At 52.5% G+C, this 23,707-nt stretch carries 19 protein-coding genes, 2 tRNA genes and 1 rRNA gene; all 22 read left to right on the top strand.

From position 1 onward, the window contains the following. Positions 1-7: 7 nt before the first annotated feature. The 22 genes from rrf (at position 8) to H9I36_RS11715 (ending at position 23,705) form a co-directional block, all read left to right on the top strand. Positions 8-119: ribosomal RNA gene (rrf, locus tag H9I36_RS11820) — 5S ribosomal RNA — on the top strand. Between the two features lie 254 nt (positions 120-373). Continuing rightward, on the top strand, positions 374-1,072 hold the full coding sequence (deoD, locus tag H9I36_RS11815; RefSeq protein ID WP_187385550.1) for a purine-nucleoside phosphorylase: 699 nt from the start codon (positions 374-376) through the stop codon (positions 1,070-1,072). Between the two features lie 89 nt (positions 1,073-1,161). Next, entirely contained in the window at positions 1,162-2,070 is a 909-nt protein-coding gene (locus H9I36_RS11810) for a nucleotidyltransferase family protein (protein WP_187385549.1), read from the top strand. A gap of 159 nt (positions 2,071-2,229) precedes the next feature. Then, positions 2,230-2,302: transfer RNA gene (locus H9I36_RS11805), tRNA-Thr, on the top strand. A 38-nt stretch (positions 2,303-2,340) separates the two neighbouring features. Next, entirely contained in the window at positions 2,341-2,517 is a 177-nt protein-coding gene (gene rpmG / locus H9I36_RS11800; RefSeq protein ID WP_021330783.1) for a 50S ribosomal protein L33, read from the top strand. Between the two features lie 131 nt (positions 2,518-2,648). Continuing rightward, a tRNA-Trp gene (locus H9I36_RS11795) sits at positions 2,649-2,721 on the top strand. A 20-nt stretch (positions 2,722-2,741) separates the two neighbouring features. Continuing rightward, on the top strand, positions 2,742-2,924 hold the full coding sequence (gene secE / locus H9I36_RS11790; RefSeq protein ID WP_187385548.1) for a preprotein translocase subunit SecE: 183 nt from the start codon (positions 2,742-2,744) through the stop codon (positions 2,922-2,924). Positions 2,925-2,935: 11 nt separating this feature from the next. Beyond that, entirely contained in the window at positions 2,936-3,493 is a 558-nt protein-coding gene (gene nusG, locus H9I36_RS11785) for a transcription termination/antitermination protein NusG (RefSeq protein ID WP_187385547.1), read from the top strand. 174 nt (positions 3,494-3,667) lie between these two features. Beyond that, positions 3,668-4,099 (top strand): 50S ribosomal protein L11, encoded by a 432-nt coding sequence (gene rplK, locus H9I36_RS11780; protein WP_187385546.1) that lies wholly within the window; start codon positions 3,668-3,670, stop codon positions 4,097-4,099. Position 4,100: 1 nt separating this feature from the next. Further along, positions 4,101-4,781, top strand: a complete 681-nt coding sequence (gene rplA / locus H9I36_RS11775) for a 50S ribosomal protein L1 (protein WP_187385545.1) — start codon at positions 4,101-4,103, stop codon at positions 4,779-4,781. A 2-nt stretch (positions 4,782-4,783) separates the two neighbouring features. Continuing rightward, positions 4,784-5,365 carry a 50S ribosomal protein L10 gene (rplJ, locus tag H9I36_RS11770; RefSeq protein WP_187385544.1) on the top strand — a complete coding sequence of 194 codons (582 nt, stop codon included), beginning with the start codon at positions 4,784-4,786 and terminating at the stop codon, positions 5,363-5,365. Between the two features lie 219 nt (positions 5,366-5,584). After that, the gene (gene rplL / locus H9I36_RS11765) at positions 5,585-5,968 is read left to right on the top strand and encodes a 50S ribosomal protein L7/L12 (protein WP_187385543.1); all 384 of its coding nucleotides are present in this window, start codon (positions 5,585-5,587) and stop codon (positions 5,966-5,968) included. Positions 5,969-6,263: 295 nt separating this feature from the next. Beyond that, complete coding sequence (gene rpoB / locus H9I36_RS11760; protein WP_187385542.1) at positions 6,264-9,815, top strand: DNA-directed RNA polymerase subunit beta; 3,552 nt, start codon at positions 6,264-6,266, stop codon at positions 9,813-9,815. Next, a complete protein-coding gene (rpoC, locus tag H9I36_RS11755; RefSeq protein WP_187385541.1) occupies positions 9,808-14,067 on the top strand; it encodes a DNA-directed RNA polymerase subunit beta' in 4,260 nt (1,419 codons plus the stop codon). The genes rpoB and rpoC overlap by 8 nt, the downstream gene beginning before the upstream one ends. 132 nt (positions 14,068-14,199) lie before the next feature. Beyond that, positions 14,200-14,574 carry a 30S ribosomal protein S12 gene (gene rpsL, locus H9I36_RS11750; RefSeq protein WP_016521736.1) on the top strand — a complete coding sequence of 125 codons (375 nt, stop codon included), beginning with the start codon at positions 14,200-14,202 and terminating at the stop codon, positions 14,572-14,574. A gap of 14 nt (positions 14,575-14,588) precedes the next feature. Continuing rightward, entirely contained in the window at positions 14,589-15,059 is a 471-nt protein-coding gene (gene rpsG / locus H9I36_RS11745; RefSeq protein WP_021330590.1) for a 30S ribosomal protein S7, read from the top strand. A 196-nt stretch (positions 15,060-15,255) separates the two neighbouring features. Next, entirely contained in the window at positions 15,256-16,269 is a 1,014-nt protein-coding gene (locus H9I36_RS11740; RefSeq protein WP_187385540.1) for a BMP family ABC transporter substrate-binding protein, read from the top strand. 29 nt (positions 16,270-16,298) lie between these two features. After that, positions 16,299-17,732, top strand: a complete 1,434-nt coding sequence (locus H9I36_RS11735) for an ATP-binding cassette domain-containing protein (RefSeq protein ID WP_187385539.1) — start codon at positions 16,299-16,301, stop codon at positions 17,730-17,732. Beyond that, positions 17,729-18,745, top strand: a complete 1,017-nt coding sequence (locus H9I36_RS11730) for an ABC transporter permease (RefSeq protein ID WP_187385538.1) — start codon at positions 17,729-17,731, stop codon at positions 18,743-18,745. The genes H9I36_RS11735 and H9I36_RS11730 overlap by 4 nt, the downstream gene beginning before the upstream one ends. After that, positions 18,726-19,559 carry an ABC transporter permease subunit gene (locus H9I36_RS11725; protein WP_187385537.1) on the top strand — a complete coding sequence of 278 codons (834 nt, stop codon included), beginning with the start codon at positions 18,726-18,728 and terminating at the stop codon, positions 19,557-19,559. The genes H9I36_RS11730 and H9I36_RS11725 overlap by 20 nt, the downstream gene beginning before the upstream one ends. A 284-nt stretch (positions 19,560-19,843) precedes the next feature. Beyond that, the gene (leuA, locus tag H9I36_RS11720) at positions 19,844-21,526 is read left to right on the top strand and encodes a 2-isopropylmalate synthase (protein ID WP_187385536.1); all 1,683 of its coding nucleotides are present in this window, start codon (positions 19,844-19,846) and stop codon (positions 21,524-21,526) included. 313 nt (positions 21,527-21,839) lie between these two features. Continuing rightward, positions 21,840-23,705: an ABC transporter permease gene (locus H9I36_RS11715; RefSeq protein WP_187385535.1), complete on the top strand. Its 1,866-nt coding sequence runs from the start codon at positions 21,840-21,842 to the stop codon at positions 23,703-23,705. Positions 23,706-23,707 lie beyond the last annotated feature (2 nt).

Here is a 23,707-nt window from a genome sequence, read left to right as displayed (position 1 = left end):
ATTATTGCCCGGTGGCCATAGCGGGGAGGAAATACCCGTTCCCATTCCGAACACGGAAGTCAAGCTCCCTTGCGCCGATGATACTGCTCTAAATGCGGGAAAGTAGGCAGCTGCCGGGCTTTTTTTTATATGATAATTGCGGCGCATATACGGTGAGTTTGCAAAGCAAACTCGGTAGCGAGGCTAAGCCGAGAGCACAGCGTTATGGGTTGATACTTTCTAAACTCGGCCTATTAATAACAATCGATGTCCTTATCGTCTTGATGAAAACGAAGATCCGCATTCGTTATGTTCCTCGTCGCGTATCGTGTGTCTGTGACAGCCTGTAAAATCCGATTGCCTTTTCATCGATTACGCTTTATAATCGATAACTATGAGTACTCATATCAATGCACCTGAGGGGGCGATCGCGGAATCCGTTTTGCTTCCCGGCGATCCGCTTCGAGCAAAGTATATTGCCGAACATTTTTTGGAAAATCCCGCGCGCTATAACGAAGTGCGCAATATGTTCGGCTATACCGGCACTTATAAAGGAAAACGCATATCGGTGCAGGGAACGGGCATGGGGCAGCCTTCGCTTTCGATTTACGTGAACGAACTTTTCCAATTTTACGGCGTTCAAAAAGCGATCCGCGTCGGTACCTGCGGCGCGATTCAAGCGTCTTTGAAATTGCGCGACACTATCCTTGTAAACGCCGCTTCGTCCGATTCTTCTCTTATGACGCAGCGTTTCGGCAATCTGCATTTTTCCGCTTCCGCCGATTTTTCGCTTTTGCTTGCAGCCTATGAGAGCGCTAAAAAGCTCGGCATAAAAGCCGCCGTCGGCCCCTGTGCGTCGAGCGATCTTTTTTACGATGAAAATGAAAACTGGAAAACGTGGGCGCGTTACGGTGTGCTCGGCATCGAGATGGAAGCGGCAGAACTGTATACGCTTGCGGCGAAGTTCGGACGTAAAGCGCTCGCGATCCTTACCGTGAGCGATCACATCGCTTCGGGCGGAGAGACTACGGCAGAAGAGCGCCAAACGACTTTTGACAATATGATTACGCTTGCGCTGGAGACTCTTTCGTAAGCAGCGATTCGAAAAGATAATAAATATCGGCCGGATTGTGCCGGTGCTGTGCGAGTTTGTAAAGCGAACTCAACGGTTCGGGAGGAAATATGAAACCGACATTATTGGTTCTTGCGGCGGGAATGGGAAGCAGATACGGCGGCGTCAAGCAGATCGACGCGGTAGGGCTGCACAACGAATGTTTGCTCGATTACGCGACGTACGACGCAAAGGAGGCGGATTTCGGAAAGGTCGTCTATATTATCAGAAAAGATATCGAACATGATTTCCGCGAACGGCTGTTCGACCGCGTTGCCCGCAATTTCGATGCGCGCTACGTTTTTCAAATGCACGACAGTCTGCTTACCGACGAAGAAAAGCGATTGTCTGTAAACCGTAAAAAACCGTGGGGTACGGTGCATGCCGTGCTCTGTGCCGAAGATGCGATCGCCTCTCCTTTTGCCGTCGTCAACGCCGATGACTATTACGGGAGGTCTGCTTTTAAAACGATCGGCACCTATCTTTCCGGTATCGCGAATGACAGTACCGCTCACGCGATGGTCGGTTACGTGCTCGGCAATACGATGAGCAAAAGCGGTTCAGTTTCCCGCGGCGTCTGCACGGTAAAAGACGGCTGCCTCGATTCCATCGTCGAAAACCTGAAAATCTATTACGAAGGCGAAGGCATCGTAAGCGAAATCGACGGCGAAAAAAAATCGATGACGGGAAAAGAATGGGTGAGCATGAACCTCTTCGGTTTTTCTCCTGCGGCGTTCGATGCGTTCAATACATTTTGGAAAGATTTTATCGCGCGCAACGCCGAAAGCGAAAAAGCCGAAGCTCTCCTGCCTGTCGCAGCAGGCGAAATCGTCAAAAGCGGCAAAGGAAGCATCCGTTTTTTTACATCGGAAGAAAATTGGTTCGGCATGACTTATCCCGAAGACAAAGCGATCGTCAAAGCGGAAATCGCAAAAAAAATCGCATCGGGGTATTATCCCGAAAAACTGTGGGATAAATAAACGCCTCTTTTGAGCGGCGTGAGTCAAGCGGACGTCTCGTAGAACGTGCAGCTTTATCAGCTGATACTTTCACGATAATTAACATCGATAATAATTACAAATAATTAAAATCGATGTTGACACAAAACCGTCACTTCTATATACTTACAAAATGCGTTTGCCCTTGTAGCTCAGTCGGTAGAGCGCAACCATGGTAAGGTTGAGGTCTGCAGTTCGATTCTGCACGGGGGCTCAAACAGTCGAAACTGCTGTTTCATTAGGGGTATCATTATGGCGAGTAAAAAGAAAGGTGCTGTCGAAATCATTGCGCTGCAGTGTACGGAATGCAAACGGAAAAATTATACGACGATGAAAAACCGCAAAAATACGCAGGGTAAGCTTGAATTGAGCAAATACTGCCCTTTCGATCGTAAGCATACCGTCCATAAAGAAACGAAGGTAAAATAGCGCGCATCCGGTTACGCGGCTTTTCGTTTTGCGTTTAATCGGTGCGTTCTGTCCGTGTTCGTAAGATCGTGTTTTACGAATGCGGTGTATATATTCGATGTTTGGAGCCGAGAGTCCGGCACCGATCATTTAGGCCAGTAGCTCAGCTGGTAGAGTTGCGGTCTCCAAAACCGCCTGTCGTGGGTTCGAATCCTGCCTGGCCTGTCATTTTTAGCGGGGGTACTATGTCAAAGGTTATTCAATTTTTTCGAGAAAGTAAAGCCGAACTTAAAAAAGTCGTTTGGCCGTCCCGTGACGACGTCGTCTCTTCCGTAATCGTAGTTATCGTTTCGACCTTTGTCGTCGCCATCATACTCGGTTTGCTCGATTTGGGATTTACCGCCGCGTTCCGCGCGATCATGAGATAGGAAAGCGCTGCATGGCAAAGAACTGGTACATTCTGCACACCTATACGGGGTATGAGCAGAAGATCGAGCGGACGATCAGGTTGCTGCTCGAGTCGAAAGATATAGATCCCGCGGTCGTCACCGACGTCAAAGTTCCCGTCGAAGAGATCATCGAAGTAAAAGACGGCAAACACCATTCGCGCAAAAACAAATTTTTACCGGGCTACATCATGCTCGAAATGGATTTGCCGGAGCTTGATTGGAAAAAGACTTGTACGGCGATCCGCCGTATCCAAGGCGTGACGGGCTTTGTCGGCACGAATCCCAGCGATCGACCGCGTCCCATTTCCGCAGATGAAGCAAAAAATCTTTTGCAAAAGTCCGGCGCCATAAAAGGCGAAAAGCCCGTGCGCGTCAAGCAGTCGTACGCTGTCGGCGACAAAGTGAAGATTATCGACGGTCCTTTCGCAACGTTCAGCGGGGATATCGACGAAGTGAATACGGAAAAAGACAGGCTCCGCGTTACGGTGCAGATTTTCGGCCGTGCGACGCCCGTCGAAGTCAGCCTCATGCAGGTTGAAAAGATCTAGATATAACAAAGTTCGGAATCAGGATCCGCGTCTAAAAAGCGCGGACAAAATCTTTCCGCCGCAGGCGCGGCAGGAGAGTATACCTGTTTTGGGAGAAGCGTCGGTCCGTCGGACATACGCGCTTCGCTAGGGATGCCGCATGCGGCACACCCATACCAATATAAGGAGTTCATTATGGCTGGAAAAAAGGTTACGGCTGTCATTAAACTGCAGTGCCCTGCAGGATCTGCGACGCCGGCGCCCCCGATCGGTCCCGCGCTGGGCCCGCACGGAGTGAGCGCGCCGAAATTTGTCCAGGAATTCAACGACAGAACGAAAAAGATGGAAAAGGGACTCGTCATCCCCGTCGTTCTTACCGTCTATCAGGACAAATCCTACACGTTTATCTTAAAGACCCCGCCTGCCGCCGTCCTTATCAAAAAGGCGCTCAAGCTGGAAAAGGGTTCGGGAAATCCGCTCCGCGACAAAGTCGGAAAGCTTTCTCAAAAAGATCTTGAGGAGATCGCTAAAACGAAGATGCCCGACATCAACGCGAACGATCTCGAAGCGGCAAAAAAAATTATCGCCGGTACTGCACGCAGTATGGGCGTCGATGTGGAGGCATGATATGAAGCGTGGAAAAAAATATCGCGCGTCTGCAGCGAAATACGATCTTACGAAAAAATACCTCGTCGCCGACGCATGCAAAATGGTACAGGATATGAAATACGCCGCTTTTGACGAAACGGTCGAAGCGCATATTTCCCTTAAACTCGGCAAAAACGCCAGCGTCCGCGATACGCTCGTTTTTCCGAATCAGTTTACCGCCGAAAAGAAAGTGCTCGTTTTCTGCAAAGATGACCGCGCAAAAGAAGCGCTCGATGCGGGCGCAACTTACGCCGGAGCGGACGAATATATTCAAAAGGTAAAAGACGGCTGGCTCGATTTCGATATCGCCGTCGCTACTCCCGATATGATGAAAGACGTCGGCCGCCTCGGTATGGTGCTCGGCCGTAAAGGTCTTATGCCGAATCCGAAAACGGGAACGGTTACGAACGACATTGTTCACGCGATCGGCGAACTCAAAAAAGGACGCACCGAATTCCGCGCGGATAAAGGCGGCGTCATTCACATTGCGGTCGGCAAAGTGTCGATGGATCCCGGCAAAGTCGCGGAAAACGTCGACGTGCTTTTAAGCGAAGTGCGTCGACGAAAACCCGTCGATGCGAAAGCGGGTTATATCTCTACCGTGTCTTTAAGCTCTACGATGGGTCCCGGCGTATGGATCGACTATAAGGAAGGAGAATAATCATGGCCGTCAAAGCAAAAAAAATACAGCCTGCAAAAACGGCTGCGATCGAAAAAGCGAAAAAGACATTTGCCGATTACAACGACTTCATTTTCGCCGATTACCGCGGTATGACGGTCGAGCAGATTACCCAGCTTCGCAAAAAACTCCGCGAACAGAGCGCAGTGCTTAAAGTCGTGAAAAACAATTTTGCGCGCATCGCGTTTGCGGATATGAAAATCGACAACGTTGCCGATTACCTCAAAGGACCGACTGTCATCGCGATGGTAAAAGAAGATTCGAACGAAGTCGCAAAGACGCTGTTCGACTTTACGAAAGACGCGCCGACTTTAAACGTCAAAGGCGGCTTTATCGGCAAAGAGATTTACGATGCGGCGAAGATTTCGGAATTTTCGAAGATTCCGGGCAAAAAGACGCTCATCGCGATGCTTATGTCCGCGATCAACGGACCTGCCCGCCAGCTTGCAGCGACGCTGCAGGCCTATGTCGACAAAAAAGCGGCAGGAGGAGATGCTTCACCGGATGCTCCGAGATCCGATGCGGCAGCCGAAGCTCCGAAAGCGGAAGCCGCTCCCGAAGCGTAACTCTTTTCCGGTATATACCGGATTTCGATGTGCGCGTTTCGTGCGTACAAGGTGTATACGGGGGCTGCGTTCTGCAGAATCCCCGCACTGTGTGTATAAACTGCGGTCAGGCTTCATTGCTGTCGACTGTCCGCATAAAACCGGTCGTCTTTTTAAAAAGACAAAGCCGGAATCGCTCCGTACGGGGCGAATAATTATTATTTTTTAGGAGAAGATAATATGGCAGCACTTACGAATGAAGAGATTCTCGACGCGATTGCGAACATGACGGTTCAGCAGGCAGCCGATCTCGTCAAAGCGATGGAAGAAAAATTCGGCGTTACGGCGGCAGCACCCGTAGCAGTTGCGGCAGCTCCCGGCGCAGCAGGCGGAGCGGCGGACGAAGAGCAGAGCGACTTTACGATCACGCTCGAAAAATTCGATCCGGCGAAAAAGATTCCGGTTATCAAAGCGATCCGCGAAATCACGGGACTGGGCTTGGGAGAAGCGAAGACGCTCGTCGAAGGCGCTCCGAAAGTCGTCAAAGAAGGCGTCAGCAAAGCGGATGCCGACAAGATCATCGCCCAGCTCACGGAAGCCGGCGGTACCGCAAGCAAAAAATAAGCAATTTGCATCTGACGGAAGCCTTGAAAAATCGATTTTTTTGAGGCTTCCGCACGGAAACGAAGCCGTTCGAAGATTTCGGTTTTCGGGCGGTTTTCTCGATTTTCCGAACGATTGAAATGCCTACGAAAAAAGGCGGAATCGAAGCGCGCTTGAATGTATCCTGTGCGCTTTTCCGCCGTTTCGCGGCACACCCGCCGTTTCCGAGTCAACACGGAAACACGAGGCGCCTTTCGTGCTGAGGAGAGTTTCTCCTTGTAGCGAAAGAACGCTCGACTGCACATAGAGGAACCAGATGTTCGCAAAAACCCGAACGATCGACCGCCGCTACATCGGCAAAGACATCCGCAATTTCATGGACGTACCCGATCTCATTTCGATCCAGACTTCGTCGTATGAAAGTTTTCTTCAAGCAAATAAAATTAAAAATCGTGAAAAGCCGCTCGAACAGGGACTGCAGGAAGTGTTTACGTCCGTGTTTCCGATCGAAAGTCCGAACGGCGATATGAACCTCGAATTCGATTCGTACGAACTCGATTTCGACAATATTAAATTTTCCGAACTCGAATGCAAGCAAAAAGGTTTAACCTATGCCGTTCCGCTGAAAGCGGTCATCAAGCTCGTGTTTCTTCAGACGGGAACCATTTTGCAAAAAGACATATACATGGGCGACATCCCGCTCATGACCGACAGGGGCACCTTTATCATAAACGGAGCCGAACGCGTCGTCGTTTCACAGATCCACAGGTCGCCGGGTGTCATCTTTTGCCACGACAAGGGCGTCTATTCGAGCCGCATCATTCCGTATCGCGGTTCGTGGCTCGAATTCGAAATCGATCAAAAGAAAGAATTGATCTTTGCCAAAATCGACCGCAAAAAGAAAATCCTCGGTACGATTTTATTGCGTGCGCTCGGCTACAATACGCGCGAGCAGATCATCCGCTGTTTTTATACGACGGAAGAAGTGCCGGTAAAGAGCGATAACGCTTCCCGAGAAAAGCTCGTCGATAGGGTACTTGCGAGCGCGGTTATCCTGCGCGACAAAGATACGAACGAAGAAAAGCGCCTGTTCAATGCCGGTATCCGCTTGCACCCGCATGAAATCGACGACCTCATCGCAAACGGCGTGAGCAAAATCGTCGTCATCAAATTCGATACGAGGGGCAAGGGCGCCGACGAAAAAAACGAATCGCTCAATTCGCAGATGATCATCAACTGCTTTGAGCGTGAAGAAGTGCGCTACGTCAAAGAAGGTTCCGTCGATATGGAGCCGACGAAAGAGGATGCGCTTTCCGCCGTGTACCAGATCCTCATGCCGGGAGAACCGATCACCGTCGAAGCCGCCGAAAAAGATTTGGCGTCCATGTTCTTTTCCGAACGCCGCTACGATTTGGGAAGAGTCGGCCGCTATAAGCTCAACAAAAAATTCGACTACAAAGACGATGTCGAAGACTTTACGCTTATCCGCGAAGACGTCATTCAGACGATGAAGTACCTCATCAAAGTATACATCGGCGACGAGCAGATAGACGATATCGACCATCTCGGAAACCGGCGCATCCGTTCCGTCGGCGAACTCATGACGAATCAACTGAAGACGGCGTTCAATCGTATGGAACGCATAGCAAAAGAGCGCATGAGCTTAAAAGAAACGGAAACGATGAAGCCTCAGGATTTGATTTCGATCAAACCGATCGTTGCATCCGTCAAAGAATTTTTCGGCTCGTCGCAGCTTTCTCAGTTTATGGATCAAGTCAATCCGCTTGCCGAACTTACGCACAAGCGGCGCTTGAACGCGCTCGGCCCCGGCGGTCTTTCCCGCGAGAGGGCGGGCTTCGAAGTGCGCGACGTTCACTATTCGCATTACGGACGCATGTGTCCGATCGAGACGCCTGAAGGACCGAACATCGGGCTCATCGTTTCGCTTGCGATTTTTACGCGCATCAACGATTACGGTTTTCTCGAAGCGCCGTACCGCAAAGTCGAAAACGGCAAAGTGACGGGCAAAGTCGAATACCTTTCCGCGATGGACGAAGACAAATACTACATCGGACAGGTCGTCGAAGGTATCGGCAAGGACGGTTCGTTTTCGGCCGATATGATTTCATGCCGCAACCGCGGAAACTATACGCAGCGCTCGCCGAAAGATGTGCAGTACATAGACGTTTCGCCGCGGCAAGTCATCTCCGTTTCCGCATCCCTCGTTCCGTTCCTCGAACACGACGATGCGAACCGCGCGCTCATGGGCTGCAATATGCAGCGCCAGGCGGTACCGCTCCTGTTCCCCGAACCGCCGATCGTCGGCACCGGCATGGAGCAAAAGACGGCCTACGATTCGGGCGTTCTCATCAAAGCCAAGCGCGCGGGTGAAGTCGTGTCGGTGACGAGCGACTGCATCAAAGTAAAACCGGAAGGCGCAAAAAAGACCGATCCGCTCGACGAATACATTCTGCTCAAATACCAGCGTACGAATCAGGACACCTGCTATCACCAGCGGCCGACCGTTTCCGTCGGAGAAACGGTAAAAGAAGGCGACGTGCTTGCCGACGGACCTGCGACGTTCAACGGCGAACTTGCGCTCGGACGCAATATCCTCGTCGGCTTTGTGCCGTGGAACGGATACAATTACGAAGACGCCGTCCTTATTTCGCAGCGCGTCGTTCGCGAAGATATGTACACGTCGATCCACATAAAAGAATTTACGATCGAAATCCGCGAAACGAAACTCGGTCCCGAAAAGATCACGCGCGACGTTCCGAATACCGCTTCGAAAACGCTCGACAATCTCGACGTGGAAGGCATCATCAGAGTCGGCGCCAAAGTGAGAAGCGGCGACATTTTGGTCGGAAAGGTTACGCCGAAAAGCGAAACCGAAACGACGCCCGAATTCAAATTATTAAATTCGATCTTCGGTGAAAAAGCGAAAGAAGTGCGCGATTCGTCGCTGCGCGTTCCGCACGGCGTCGAAGGCGTCGTCATCGACATACAGCGGCTGCGGAGGACTCAGGGAGACGATTTGAATCCCGGCGTCGACGAAGTCGTCAAAGTGCTTATCGCAAACAAGCGCAAGCTCTGCGAAGGCGACAAGATGGCCGGACGCCACGGAAACAAGGGCGTCGTCGCGCGCATCCTTCCGATCGAAGATATGCCGTACCTCGAAGACGGTACGCCTCTCGACGTCTGCTTGAATCCGCTTGGCGTTCCGTCCCGTATGAATATCGGACAGATCATGGAAAGCGAACTCGGCATGGCCGGCCGCTATTTGAGTCAGTACTACGAGTGCCCCGCATTCCAAACGCCGAGTCAGGAACAGATCGCGGAAAAACTCAAAGAAGCAGGCCTTTCTCCCGACTGCAAACAGATCGTGCACGATGGACGCACGGGAGTTCCCTTCGTCAATCCGATCTTCGTCGGCGTCATCTACTTTATGAAGCTGCACCACCTCGTCGACGACAAAATGCACGCCCGTTCGACCGGTCCCTATTCGCTCGTTACGCAGCAGCCGCTCGGAGGCAAAGCGCAGTTCGGCGGTCAGCGTTTGGGCGAAATGGAAGTGTGGGCGCTCGAAGCCTACGGCGCGGCGAACACATTGCAGGAGATGATGACGATCAAGTCGGACGATATGAACGGCCGTTCGAAGATTTACGAGTCGATCGTCAAAGGCGACCCGTCGTCTCCCGCCGGAGTGCCGGAATCGTTCAACGTACTCGTACAGGAGCTGCGCGGTCTTGCGCTCGACTTTACGATTTATGATGCGAAGGGCAAGCAGATCGCCCTGACGGAACGCGATCAGGAATTGATCGATAAAGCCGCTTCCGGTTTTGACAAGGAGAATGCCAATGCGTGATATTCAGGATTTCGACAGCCTTAAAATAAAACTCGCTTCTCCCGATACGATCCGCGCGTGGTCGTACGGCGAAGTGAAAAAACCCGAAACGATAAATTACCGTACGCTGCGTCCGGAAAAAGACGGACTCTTTTGCGAACGCATTTTCGGTACGACAAAAGAATGGGAATGCTATTGCGGAAAATTCAAATCGATCCGCTATAAGGGCGTCATCTGCGACCGCTGCGGCGTCGAAGTGACCGATTTTAAAGTGCGCCGCGAACGCACGGGACATATCGAGCTTGCAGCTCCGGTGAGCCATATCTGGTACTACCGCTCGGTGCCGAGCCGCATGGGACTCCTGCTCGATCTGCAGGTTGCGGCTTTGCGCTCGGTGCTTTATTACGAAAAGTACATCGTCATAGAGCCGGGCGACACCGATTTGAAAAAGATGCAGCTTTTGACCGAAGACGAATACAACGAAGCGCGTGAACGCTACGGCGAAACCTTTACCGCGGATATGGGCGCCGAAGCGATCAAAACGCTGCTCGAAGGGCTCGACCTCGACGCCCTCGCCGCAGAACTCCGCGCGAAGATGATCGAAAAGGGCGAAAAGAGCGATAAGCGGCTTTTAAAGCGCATCGAAATCGTCGAGCATTTCCGCGAATCGGGCAACAAAGCGAGCTGGATGATTTTGGACGTCATTCCCGTCATCCCGCCGGATCTCCGCCCCATGGTGCAGCTCGACGGCGGCCGCTTTGCAACGTCCGACTTAAACGATCTCTACCGTCGCGTCATAAACCGCAACAACCGTTTAAAGAGACTTCAGCAGCTTTCGGCTCCCGATATCATCATCAGAAACGAAAAGCGTATGCTGCAGGAAGCCGTCGATGCGCTCTTCGACAACAGCAAGCGAAAGCGCGTCGTAAAGGGCGCGTCGAACCGTCCGCTCAAATCGATCAGCGATATGCTTAAAGGAAAGCAGGGACGATTCCGCCAAAACCTGCTCGGAAAGCGCGTCGATTATTCGGGGCGTTCGGTCATCGTCGTCGGACCGGAACTGCATTTGTGGCAGTGCGGACTTCCGACAAAGATGGCGCTCGAACTCTTCAAGCCCTTTATCATGAAAAAGCTTGTCGATAAAGACGTCGTGTTCAATATCAAAAAAGCGAAAACGCTTGTCGAACAGGAATCTCCGGAAGTGTACGCGATCCTCGATGAAGTCGTGCGCGAACATCCGGTTATGCTGAACCGCGCGCCGACGCTGCACCGGCTCGGCATCCTCGCATTCGAACCGATACTCGTCGAAGGCAAAGCGATCAAACTGCACCCGCTCGCGTGCAAATCGTTCAACGCGGACTTCGACGGCGACCAGATGGCGATCCACGTGCCGCTGACGCAGGCGGCGCAGATGGAGTGCTGGACGCTCATGCTTTCGGCGCGCAACCTGCTTGATCCCGCAAACGGCAATACGATCGTCTACCCGTCTCAGGACATGGTGCTCGGCATCTACTATATGACGTCGGTCAAGCCGAATGCGAAGGGTACCGGCAGGCGCTTCAGTTCGAGCGACGAAGCGCGTATGGCCGCCGAATACGGCAGCATCGAATGGCAGGCGGCGATCAAAGCGCCCGTCCAAAAGGCTCCGTACAACGGCAAAGTGATCGAAACGACGGCGGGCATCCTCGCATTCAACGAAGAGATGCCGGACGAAGTCGACTACGTGAACGAGCAGATGGACGACAAAAAGCTGCGCAAAATGATCGAGCACGTGTATCACACGAAGGGCCCCTGGCTCACGATAAAGATGCTCGACGCGATCAAAGCGTGCGGCTATAAAAATGCGACGTTCTACGGCGCGACGCTCTCCATGGACGATATCCTCGTTCCCGACGAAAAGAAAAAGATGGTCGACAAAGCGAACAAAGAAGTCGAAGAGATCGTCGGACAGTATTCGAAAGGTATCATCACCGCCGAAGAGCGCTATCAAAAAGTTACCGACTTGTGGGCGAGAACGAACGACGAACTTTCAAAGATAATGATGGACAACCTCGCCAAAGACAAAGACGGCTTCAACACGATCTATATGATGGCAAAGTCTGGCGCGCGCGGTTCTCCGAAACAGATTTCGCAGCTTGCGGCGATGCGCGGTCTTATGGCAAAACCGAACGGCGACATCATCGAACTGCCGATCCGCTCGAACTTTAAAGAAGGTTTGTCCGTTATCGAATTCTTTATTTCGACGAACGGCGCTCGAAAAGGTTTGTCCGATACCGCGCTCAAAACCGCGGACGCAGGTTATATGACGCGGCGGCTCGTCGACGTTGCGCAGGACGTCGTCGTCAACGAAGACGACTGCGGTACGATAAACGGCATCGACTATGCGGCGATCGAAGACGGAGACGAAGTGATCGTCCCGCTTGCCGAGCGCATCGTGGGGCACTACACGATAGAGCGCGTCATCCATCCGATTACCGGAGAACTCTTGTGCGACGTCAACCGCTATATCGACGGAGATTTGGCGAAAAAGATCGATGAAGCGGGCGTAGAAAAAGTAAAGCTGCGCACCGTACTCACGTGCGAAGCGCACCACGGCATCTGCGTGCGCTGCTACGGACAGAACCTCGCGCGGAACAAAATCGTCGAAATCGGAGAAGCCGTCGGTATCATCGCCGCTCAGTCGATCGGACAGCCGGGTACGCAGCTTACGCTCAGGACCTTCCACTCGGGAGGGGCTGCCGAAAAGACGACGGAAGAAAACCACATCGTTCTCAAATTCAACGCCTTTATCAAAGACATCACGGGTACGCACGTAGAGATAAAAGGCGGCAAGTGGCTCTTTACGCGTAAAGGCTTTATGACCGTCATCCGCATCATCGACGAAATCAAAATCGGAAAAGACGCGTCCGTCAAAGTAAAAGACGGCGGCCGCATCTTAAAGGGCAGCGTCGTCATGACGATGAAAAGCGGAGAAGTAAAAGCAGCCGCCGACGCAAAGGTAATGATCATCGGCGATACGGTCTATTTGACGAGCAGCGAAGTAAAAGTCGAAATCGCAAACGGTTCGACGATCTATGTTAAAACGGGCGATATCGTCTCGGCGGGAAAACCCATCGGCGAGTTCGATCCGTTCAGCGAACCGATCATCGCCGAAAGCGACGGCTACGTACACTTCGAAGATATCATCGTCGGATCGACGCTCGAAGAGCGGCACGATATACAGACGGGAAACATCGAACGCATCATCACCGATTTGCACTTGGACGTAAAACAGCCGCGCATCCTCATCACCGACGAAGCGGGCAACGAACTCGGAAGCTATTATCTGCCGGCGGGTGCCGTCCTCAACGTCGATGACAAAAAGCAGATCTCCGCGGGCGTTACGCTTGCAAGATTGCCGAAAGTCGCCGCGAAATCGAGCGATATCACCGGCGGTCTTCCGCGCGTTTCCGAACTCTTCGAAGCGCGTAAACCGAAAAATCCGTGCGTGCTCGCAAATATTTCCGGCCTTGTCAAATTCAAGGGGATCATCAAAGGCAAGCGTATGGTGACGGTCGAAGACGAATTCGGCAAACAGGAAGCGCACGCCGTTCCGATGAACAAGCGTATGCTCGTGCGCGACGGCGACCATGTGGAAGCGGGAGAGCCGTTGTGCGACGGTTCACCGAGCCCGCACGACATCCTTGCCATACTCGGTGAAAACGCGCTGCAGAATTACCTCATGGATGAAATCCAGCAGGTGTACCGCGCTCAGGGCGTCGATATCAACGACAAGCACATCGGTATCATCGTGCGGCAGATGCTGCGCAAAGTGAAAATCGTCACGGTCGGCGATACGAACTTTATTTACGGTCAGCAGGTGGATAAATACAAATTCCACGAAGAGAACAAACGGGTCAAAGATGAAGGCGGAGAGCCCGCTACCGGCAGACCGATGTTCCAAGGAATCACAAAAGCCTCTCTCGGCGTCGATTCCTTTATTTCGGCGGCATCGTTCCAGGAGACGACGAGGGTGCTCACGAACGCCGCGATTTCCGGTTCGACCGATTATCTGCACGGCATCAAAGAAAACGTTGCGATCGGCCACATGATCCCCGCGGGAACGGGCATCAGAAACTACCGCAATATCAAACTCTTCGACGGAAGCGACAAAGATTTGGATATTCAGATGGCTGAAATTCTCGAACGTCGCCGTATCGAAAAAGAGCAGGAAGCGCTGCGCATGACCGAAGAGGATGCCGCGCTCGATGCGGAAGAGCCGGAAGCCGATTGAGCTATTGACGAGAGATGAGGGAATGAAGTATGATATAATTCCCTCGTTTTTCAGGATAACGAGGGCTTGTGTTCCGGGGTGCTGACCGGGATTTTGTTAAAGATTATTAATTATTGCGATAGGAGATAGGCAATGCCTACAATTAATCAGTTGATTCATCAGGGACGCAAGTCGAGCGCAAACAGAACGAAAGCGCCCGCTCTCGATTCGTGTCCGCAAAAACGCGGCGTGTGCACTCGTGTTATGACGATGACGCCGAAAAAACCGAATTCCGCGCTTCGGAAAATCGCGCGTGTGCGCCTCAGCAACGGTATGGAAGTGACCGCATACATTCCGGGCATCGGACATAATTTGCAGGAACACTCGGTCGTGCTCGTGCGCGGCGGACGTGTAAAGGATTTGCCGGGTGTGCGCTATCACATCATCCGCGGTACGAAGGATACGCTCGGTGTCGACGGACGCAAACGCGGCCGATCGAAATACGGTGCAAAACGCGCTAAAGCCTAACGGAGGAACGGAAAATGGGAAGACATAAAAAATCGATCGACCGTCCCGTTATGCCGGACGTAAAATACAACAGCAAAGTCGTTTCGAAATTCATCACGCGTATGATGTTGCAGGGCAAAAAAGAAACGTGCAAGCGCCTCATGTACACGGCGATGGATAATTTAAAAGCGAAAACCGACAAAGATCCGCTCGAAGTGTTTTTGAAAGCGCTCGAAAACGTCAAGCCGATGGTGGAAGTAAAATCCCGCCGCGTCGGAGGCGCAACATATCAGGTTCCGGTGGAAATCCGCGACGTGCGCAAAGAAGCGCTTGCGATGCGCTGGATTATCACCGCTGCGCGCAACAGAAACGGACACGGCATGGCCGAAACGCTTGCCGCCGAACTGCTCGATGCGTACAACAGCACGGGCACCGCGTTCAAGAAAAAAGAAGATACGCACAAAATGGCCGAAGCGAACAAAGCGTTCGCGCACTACCGCTGGTAGTTTTTGGCGAACCGAAAATCTTTCAAAGCGCGCCGCTCACGTCCGTGGGCGGCGTTTTTTTATGTGCGGCGGAGGGGGAGTGTGCGTGCGCCCCCTGTCGGGTGTGCGTCGCGGGCGTCAGCGTTTTTTTATTCTGCTACGGCTTGACAAAAGTTTTATATAAAACTATATTTGTCGGCAAGAGGTTTACTGTTTTATGAAAAAATCGATATATGCTGCAGTTTTTGCCGCATTCGCCTTCGCTTTGTTTTCGTGCGGTGCAAAAAAAACACAAACTTTATCAGTTGCAGTCTTTGTGCCGGGTATCATAGCCGACAGCCCCATCTACGCGATGCTCGCCGAAGGCGTACAGCATGCCGTCGCTTCGTATAACGACGGAAAAGACGGAAGCGCACAGGCTTCAGTCACGGTACTCGAAGCGGGAACAAACCAAGCCGAATGGTCGGCAAAGCTCACCGCCCTCGCAGCGGAGCAAAAATACAGCGTCATCATTTCGTCGAACCCGTCTCTGCCGGAACTCGTCGAACCGCTTACCGTGCAGTTTCCGAATCAAAAGTTTATCCTTCTCGACGCCTATAAGTCGGGAAACTCGTCGGTCGCAACCGTACGCTACAATCAGCACGAACAGTCGTATATGACAGGCTATATGGCGGGCCTCATGTCGAAGTCTAAAAAGATAGGTCTCATTGCGGGGCAGGAATATCCGGTCATGAACGGCGTCATAGTTCCGGGCTACAAAGAAGGCGCGGAAGCTGCTTGCCCGGGTACGACAGTCGATTTCCGCGTCGTCGGTAACTGGTACGATGCGACGAAGGGCGCCGAATTTGCAAACGCGATGTACTCTTCCGGAGTCGATGTGATTCTTCCGATCTGCGGAGGGGCATCGCAAGGCGTCATCAACGCGGCGAAGGAAAAGGGAAAATATCTCGCATTTTTCGATAACGCGAGTTTCGATCGTGCGCCGGACAATATCATATCGTGCACACCGCTCGATCAATCGAAGATGGCGGAAAACGTAACGGTCGATTACCTTGCAGGAAAAACCGAATGGGGTACGGCGAAAACCGTCGGCGTCGCGGACGGCTTCGTGCACTTTGTGCAGGATGCGCCGGATCACAAAAACGAAGCGGTCACGGATGAAATGCGCGCAAAGATGCGTGACGTCGTCGCGAGCATAGAAAACGGTACGCTCGTTCTTCCGCAAAATTGACATGACAAATTTTTATTAATTAATTTACTATGAACGTTGCGCTCGAACATATTTCCAAGCGGTATCTGCACAAAACGGTACTCGACGACATTTCCCTCGTCTTTCAGGGCGGTATGATTCACGCGCTGCTCGGAGAAAACGGCGCGGGAAAATCGACGACGGCGGCTATTTTAAGCGGCGCGCTCGAAGCCGACGGCGGTACGATCCTCATCGACGGAAAGGCCGTACATTTTTCTTCTCCGCGCGATGCTCTTCGCTCAGGTATCGTCTGTGTGCGTCAGAGGCCGCTCATCGCCGACGGTATCAGTGTATGGGAAAACATTCTCCTCGGAACGGAATACGGAGCTGCGGGAAAAAAGCTCAAAAAAGGTGAAATCTTTTCGCGCGCGGAATTGTTAAAATCGAAATGGGCGCCGCACTTAAACTTCCGCGCTCTCGCCGCGCATATTGGCGGGGACGAACGCTTTTATACGGCGCTCATATCTGCCCTTATACGCGAACCTCTCATGCTCATCCTCGACGAGCCGTCCGCGCTGCTCGACAGGGAACAGAGGGTTTCCCTCTATGCAAATATCCGCGAACTTGCAGATGCGGGTATGAATATCATCGTCATCACGCACATCATGCAGGAAGCTTCTCGCTATACCGATACGGTAACTGTGTTGCAAAAGGGGAAGGGTGCCGAATATTATGAGCGGAGCGCGCTGTATGCGCTGAAGACGAAATCGGAAACCGTGCACCTTCATGCCGTTCGGGCGGAAAGGGCGGGCGACGATTGCATTTCGTTCGAGCATATCGGCGTGCGGCCGAAAAAGCGACCGGCTCTTTTCGACGTGTCATTTACTGCGAAGAGCGGCTGCATTACCCTCATCGAGGGATTGCCCGAAAGCGGACTCGGCACGCTTGAAAACGTCATCACGGGTATGGAAAGCGCGCGTACGGCGGGATTGTGCCGCATCAAAACGGCGGAACGAAGCTTATGCATCGATCTCAAATCGGGAAAGTGGACGCCGTATTTTTTACGAACCGAAGCGAAACTCCGTACGGCTATCATCCCGTCGGACAGAACGTTCCGCGCGTCGAATCCCGACCTTTCGATCGAACAGCTTTTATGCGCAATGTACGGCGGAAAGAGCGCGGACGAATATACGAAGCGACTGATAGAAAAAGCGAAGGTTTCCATTCTGCCCGATGAAAAAGCGGCATCTCTTTCGGGCGGCATGCTGCAGCGTTTGATCCTCGCGCGCGAATTCGAAAACGATCCGAATCTGATCATTGCGTGTGAGCCGCTGCAAGGACTCGACGGCAAAGCTGCCGAACGTACGCAGGAGCTGCTTTTAAACTTTGCACATCGCGGCGCCGTCGTCATCGTGCTTTCGTCGTCGGAATTTCCGAAAGCGCTCTGTACGGCGCACTACGTACTCGAAGGCGGCGCTCTCCGCGAAGTGCGGGAGGCTGCGTGAAAAAATTAACAATATTCGATGCGCTCCCCGTTATCGCAGGTCTCGTTCTCACCGTCGCAGTCCTCGCTCTCTTTTCGCGCACCCTCGTTTCCGCCCTCGATTTTTTGGGGGGCTCTTTTACGTCGCGCTACTATTTCGGAAGCGTGCTCAATACGGCAGCCCTCCTCGCTTGCGGCGCGCTCGGAGACGCGATCGTGCTCGCGGCGGGTGAATACAATTTAGGCGGTGAAGGTCAGATTTATGCCGGAGGATTTGCCGCAGCCGTCGTCTTTACGCTTCCCGTCGGATGGCCGCCCGTCTTCGTTACGGCTGCCGCCTTTGCCGCCTCTCTTTTGCTTCCCGCCGCGATGGCCCTCGTATCGGCATCTCTTCGACAATTAAAAAACGCCGACGTACTTCTCACGTCCTTTCTCGTTTCGGCGGCGGCGATTCCGTTTATCGATTCGCTTATCGCGGGAAAGTTCCGCGGACAAACGAACAATCTTCTTGCGACACCGTTTATCGCGGAGCGGTTTCGCTTTGCGCATATTTTAAATCCATCCCCGCTTTCGGCTTTGGCGCTTATTCCGATTGCACTGTGCGGCGCGGTATGGTACGTCAAATACCGCACGGTAAGCGGAAGACACCTTCAGATCACGGGTATATCGAAAGAGTTTGCAAAATATTCGGGCTATCGGCAAAGCCGCACGCTCTATGCGACGCTCGCAGCGGCAGGCGCGCTTCACGGGCTTGCGGGTTTTATCGCCGTTGCGGGAACGTACTACACGTGCCACGCGGGATTTTACGGCGGTATGGGATGGAATGCGCTCTCGTGTGCGCTCATCGCAAATTCAAATCCTGCAATGATCGTTCCGGCAAGTCTTGTGCTCTCGTGGCTTTTTACGTCGGCAAACAGGGTTGCGCTCAACAATAACTTCGGCTTCGATATGGGCTCTCTCATTCAAGGCGTCATGCTTTCGTGTATCGCCGTCAAATATGCGGGAGGTATGCGGCATGCAAAACGCGGTCTTTAGCATAGCGCTTTTATCCGCACCCCTGCTTTTGGCGTCGTTCGGCGCGCTCACAAGCGAATACTCCGGCCGCATGGCGGTTTTTCTCGACGGCATCATCAATCTCTCGGCATTTTTCTGTTATGCGTTCAGCGTATTGACCGGTTCGTTTATTGCAGGCGTTTTCCTTTCAGTCTTCTGCTGTACGCTCATCATATTCGTTTCGATCCGCGCCGTGGAATCGCTTCACGCAAATCCCTTTTTGGCGTCTCTCGGTTTAAATCTTTTTACCGGTGCGCTCGCATCCGTCATCTCCGTCGCGCTTTTCGGCACCCGCGGCGTACTCACCTCTCCTCTATTTTCGTTTCCTGCAGCGAGTGCACGCCTTTGGACGGGAGTCGTCGCTCTTGTGTTTATGGCGGCGGGCTTCGCATTCTTGTACGGAACAAAATACGGACTCTACATCCGCATCACCGGAAAAGATGCCGACGTTCTCGTGTCGCGCGGCATCGATGTGTCGTCGTGCAGGACGGGGGCGTGGTGCATCGCAGCTTTTTACGGTTCCCTTGCCGGCTGCATACTGTCGTTCAGGCTTTCGTCGTTCGTGCCGAATATTTCAAGCGGACGCGGATGGCTTGCCCTTGCGGCCGTATTTTTAGGCAGGCGGACGGGATGGGGTACGATTCTGGCAGTGATCGTGCTCTGTGCGGCGGAGTATGTTGCGGCGAACTTGCAAAACGTTTTTCAAAACATCGCCTCTCCTCTTTTGATCGCGCTGCCCTATATTGCATCTCTCGCGCTCATCGTGCTCGTACCGGATACGAAGCGGGGCGAATAGATTTGCAGATCGGCGATCGCGTATATCGCTCCTCGATGCAAGGCTGATATTGTCTGCTGCAGGCTGTCATCGGCTGCTCTCGGCTGCCTTGACACAGCCGTCCTTTTGTGCAATACTGATTTTATGATATATGCAGCGCTACTATATGTAAATGCTTTCTCGATGTGTCGACGGTGACGGTGCTGTATATCGTTATTCTATAAATTACAGACCTGTCGCTCCGGCGGCAGGTCTTTTTGTTTTTTAAACAGCGGTGTGCGGCGCGATGCGCAAGGAGCAATACAATGGCAGGAATGGATGCAAAAGGAAAGTACCGGCAGTTTCCGCAAATCGATATCGGAAAGCGCGAGTGGCCGGATAAGCTTATCACAAAAGCGCCGGTGTGGTGTTCGGTCGATCTCCGCGACGGCAATCAGGCGCTCGTCAATCCGATGGGCGTAGAGCAAAAGCTCGATTTTTTCGATCTGCTCGTAAAGATCGGATTCAAAGAAATCGAAGTGGGATTTCCGTCCGCATCCGAAACGGAGTATATATTTTTACGCAGGCTTATCGAAGAAAACCGCGTGCCCGAAGACGTAACGCTGCAAGTGCTCTGCCAGGCGCGCGAACACCTTGTCAAAAAAACTTTCGCATCGCTGAAAGATGCGCCGAAAGCGATTTTCCACATATACAATTCGACGTCTCCCGCGCACCGAAAATATACGTTCGGCATGACAAAGGCGCAGGTTACGCAGCTTGCCCTCGACGGCGTCAAGTGCGTACAGGACTGCCTTTCGGAGGCGGGCGACACTCACATCCGCCTCGAATATTCGCCTGAAAGTTTTTCGACGACCGAAATCGAATACGCGGTCGAAATCTGCGAAGCGGTAAAAGAAGCGTGGGCGAAAACGACGAGCGATAAAATTATTTTGAATTTGCCGACGACGGTCGAATGTGCGACGCCGAACATCTTTGCCGATCAAATCGAATATTTTTGCAAACACATTTCGAACCGCGAAAACGTCATCGTCAGTTTGCACAATCACAACGACCGCGGGGAAGCCGTCGCATCGTGCGAACTCGGCTTGCTTGCGGGAGCAGACAGAGTTGAAGGTACGCTTTTCGGAAACGGCGAGCGCACGGGAAACCTCGACATAGTAAACGTCGCCCTCAATATGTATACGCAGGGTGTCGATCCCGCTCTCGATTTTACGCATATCGACAGTGTGCGCGAACGCTACGAAGAGTTTACCGACATGGCCGTCGGCCCGCGCGTGCCTTATGCGGGCGAGCTCGTATTTACCGCGTTTTCGGGTTCCCATCAGGATGCGATCCGAAAAGGCATGGCCTATCGCGCGGAAGCCGGAGAAAATGCGCTGTGGGATGTGCCTTATCTTCCGATCGATCCTCACGACATCGGAAGGCAATACGAAGGTATCATCAGGATCAACAGCCAAAGCGGAAAGGGAGGCGCGGCTTTTATCCTCGAACAGGACTACGGCATCATGCTGCCCAAAGCGATGCATACGGCTTTCGGCGATATCGTTAAAGCTGCTGCGGACGAAGCGCAGAGGGAACTCAAAAGCGAAGAGATATACGATATCTTTGCAAAGACATGGCTCAATAAAACCTCTCCGCTTAAAATACTCGATTTGAACGAAACGCATCTCGACAGCGGCAGCGAAAACGCAGACAACGAACAGGTTATGTGCCGCGCCGCAGTCGAATGGAAGGGTGAAAAGTACACGATCGGCGCAAGGGGAAACGGTCCGCTCGACGCTTTCGTCAATGCGCTGAAATCGACACCGGTTCCGAAATTCAATATAACATCGTTTCACGAACACAGCATCGGACGCGGCAGCGATACGAGCGCTGTGGCGTACGTGCAGATTACGACGGAAGACGGAAAACAAGTGTGGGGCGCCGGCAGGAGCAGTAACGTCGGGCGTGCGGGGGTCGCCGCAGTCGTAAGCGCGGTAAATTTTTAATAATTTTTCGAAAAGTGTACGGCTTTAAAGAATTATTAATTTTTGTTTGCGATCTTAACTGCCGCACGTAAGCGGCAGCGACGTACGCTGTGGTGCATGCAGCAGTGTGCGTGCAATGCGAAATGTGCAATGCGAAATGTTGACTTTTCACAAGATGTGCTATACACTTATATCAATCGATTAAATCATCGCGGTTTTGCTTTGCATAAACCGCGTTTTTTGTATCGGTGAACCTTTAAAAATGCAACCGAGTTTTTCGGGGGTGCCCCTCAGTACCCTGTGACCGATGTCGGATCTTTCAATGGAGTATGTGATGCAATCTGTTTCGAACGATGCCGCTTCTCCGTTTCCGCCCTTTTCCCGGCGGAGGCGGCTGCAAAATCGCCTGAAAAATTATTTTACCGATCCGTACAATATCATCATGCTCGTTTCCGTAGCGATTTTATGCTATCTCATCGTCGTGCCTCTCGTGCAGATGATCGGTACGACCTTTACGATGGCGAAAACCGACCTCCGTCGCGTGCGCGGTGCGGTCGAAGGTCAGTTTACGCTGTACTATTGGAAGCGGCTTTTGGCAAGCGATGTTTCGCGTAATCTCTTTTGGATTCCGCTCCGCAATTCCCTTGTCATCGCCGTTTGTACGAGTGCGCTTTCGATCCTCATCGGCTCTCTTGTCGCGTGGCTTTTAGTGCGTACCGATCTGCCGGCAAAAAGATTTTTCTCTCTTGCGGTGATCGTGCCGTATATGCTGCCGTCGTGGTGCAAATCCATGGCTTGGCTCACCGTGTTCCGTAACGAAACGATAGGCGGGGCTGCAGGATTTTTGAGCTATTTCGGCATCAACGCTCCCGACTGGCTCGCCTACGGGCCGCTTCCGATCGTATTCGTGCTTTCCATACATTATTATGCCTATGCGTATCTCCTCGTTTCCGCAGCTCTCCGTTCGATCAATTCGGAACTCGAAGAGATGGGAGAGATCGTCGGCGCGTCGAAGGGGCTTATGCTTAGGAAGATCACCTTTCCGCTCGTGCTTCCGGCCATCCTTTCGAGCGTCATATTGACTTTTTCAAAAGTGATGGGCACTTTCGGCGTTCCGTCTTTCCTCGGTCTCAAAGTCGGCTACTATACGATTTCGACCTCGCTCTATGCGACCGTTCAATCGCAAAAGGGTACGGGTTTTGCGATCAGCATCATGCTCATCCTCATCGCGTCGGTAAACATCTTCGTCAATCAAAAGCTCATCGGTTCGCGGAAATCCTATGCGACGATCGGCGGAAAGGGCGGCCGCTCGACGCCGCTTTCGCTCGGTTCGTGGAAAGCGCCGACGGTCGTTGTGCTCTCCGCGTTTTTGGCCGTAGCCGTCATACTGCCGCTCGGCATTTTGCTTTATCAAACCTTTATGCTCCAAGCCGGTGATTACAGTTTTTCGAATTTTACGCTGCATCACTGGCTCGGCGAAAGCGACCCCGCGATTTCCGACGGACTTCCCGGCGTTTTCAAATCGCCGCAGTTTTGGATGTTCGTCAAAAATACGCTCTTACTTGTTGCGTGGACGGCCGTCATCGCGACGATCTGCGGACAGGTCATCGGCTATATCAATTCGCGCGGCAGGCATTTAAAAAGCGGAAAGCTCGTCGAACAGCTCGTGTTTATCCCGTACCTCATTCCGTCGATCGCTTTCGGTGCGATGTACCTTGCCATGTTCGCATCTCCGACCCGCGTTTCGTTTTTCGGACATCCGCTGACGCTCATTCCGTCGCTGTACGGTACCTTTGCCGTACTCGTTCTCGTTTCGATCGTAAAGCATTTGCCCTTTGCTTCCCGCGCGGGTACGTCCAATATGCTCCAGATAAGTACGGAGCTTGAAGAAGCGGGGCAGATCGCAGGTGCGAATTTTTTAACGCGCTTTTTCAAAATCGTGTTTCCGCTTTCCAAAAACGGTTTTATGAGCGGTCTCATGCTCATTTTGATAAGCATCGCAAAGGAGCTCGATTTAATCGTCATCCTCATGACGCCGACGCAGGCGACGCTGCCGTATATGGCGTACACGTATTCGACGAACGGCTTTCAACAGCCGGCGAGCGCCGTCGCAATCGTACTCTTTATCCTCGTGTTTTTATTTTATTGGATCGCAAATAAATTTTTCCACGCCGATATTGCCGGCGGGCTCGGAGGCTAGAC

Source organism: Treponema sp. Marseille-Q4130 (assembly GCF_014334325.1).
GTDB lineage: Bacteria > Spirochaetota > Spirochaetia > Treponematales > Treponemataceae > Treponema_D.
Note: the sequence above shows the minus strand (reverse complement) of the source record. Positions and strands in the feature narration are given on the sequence as shown.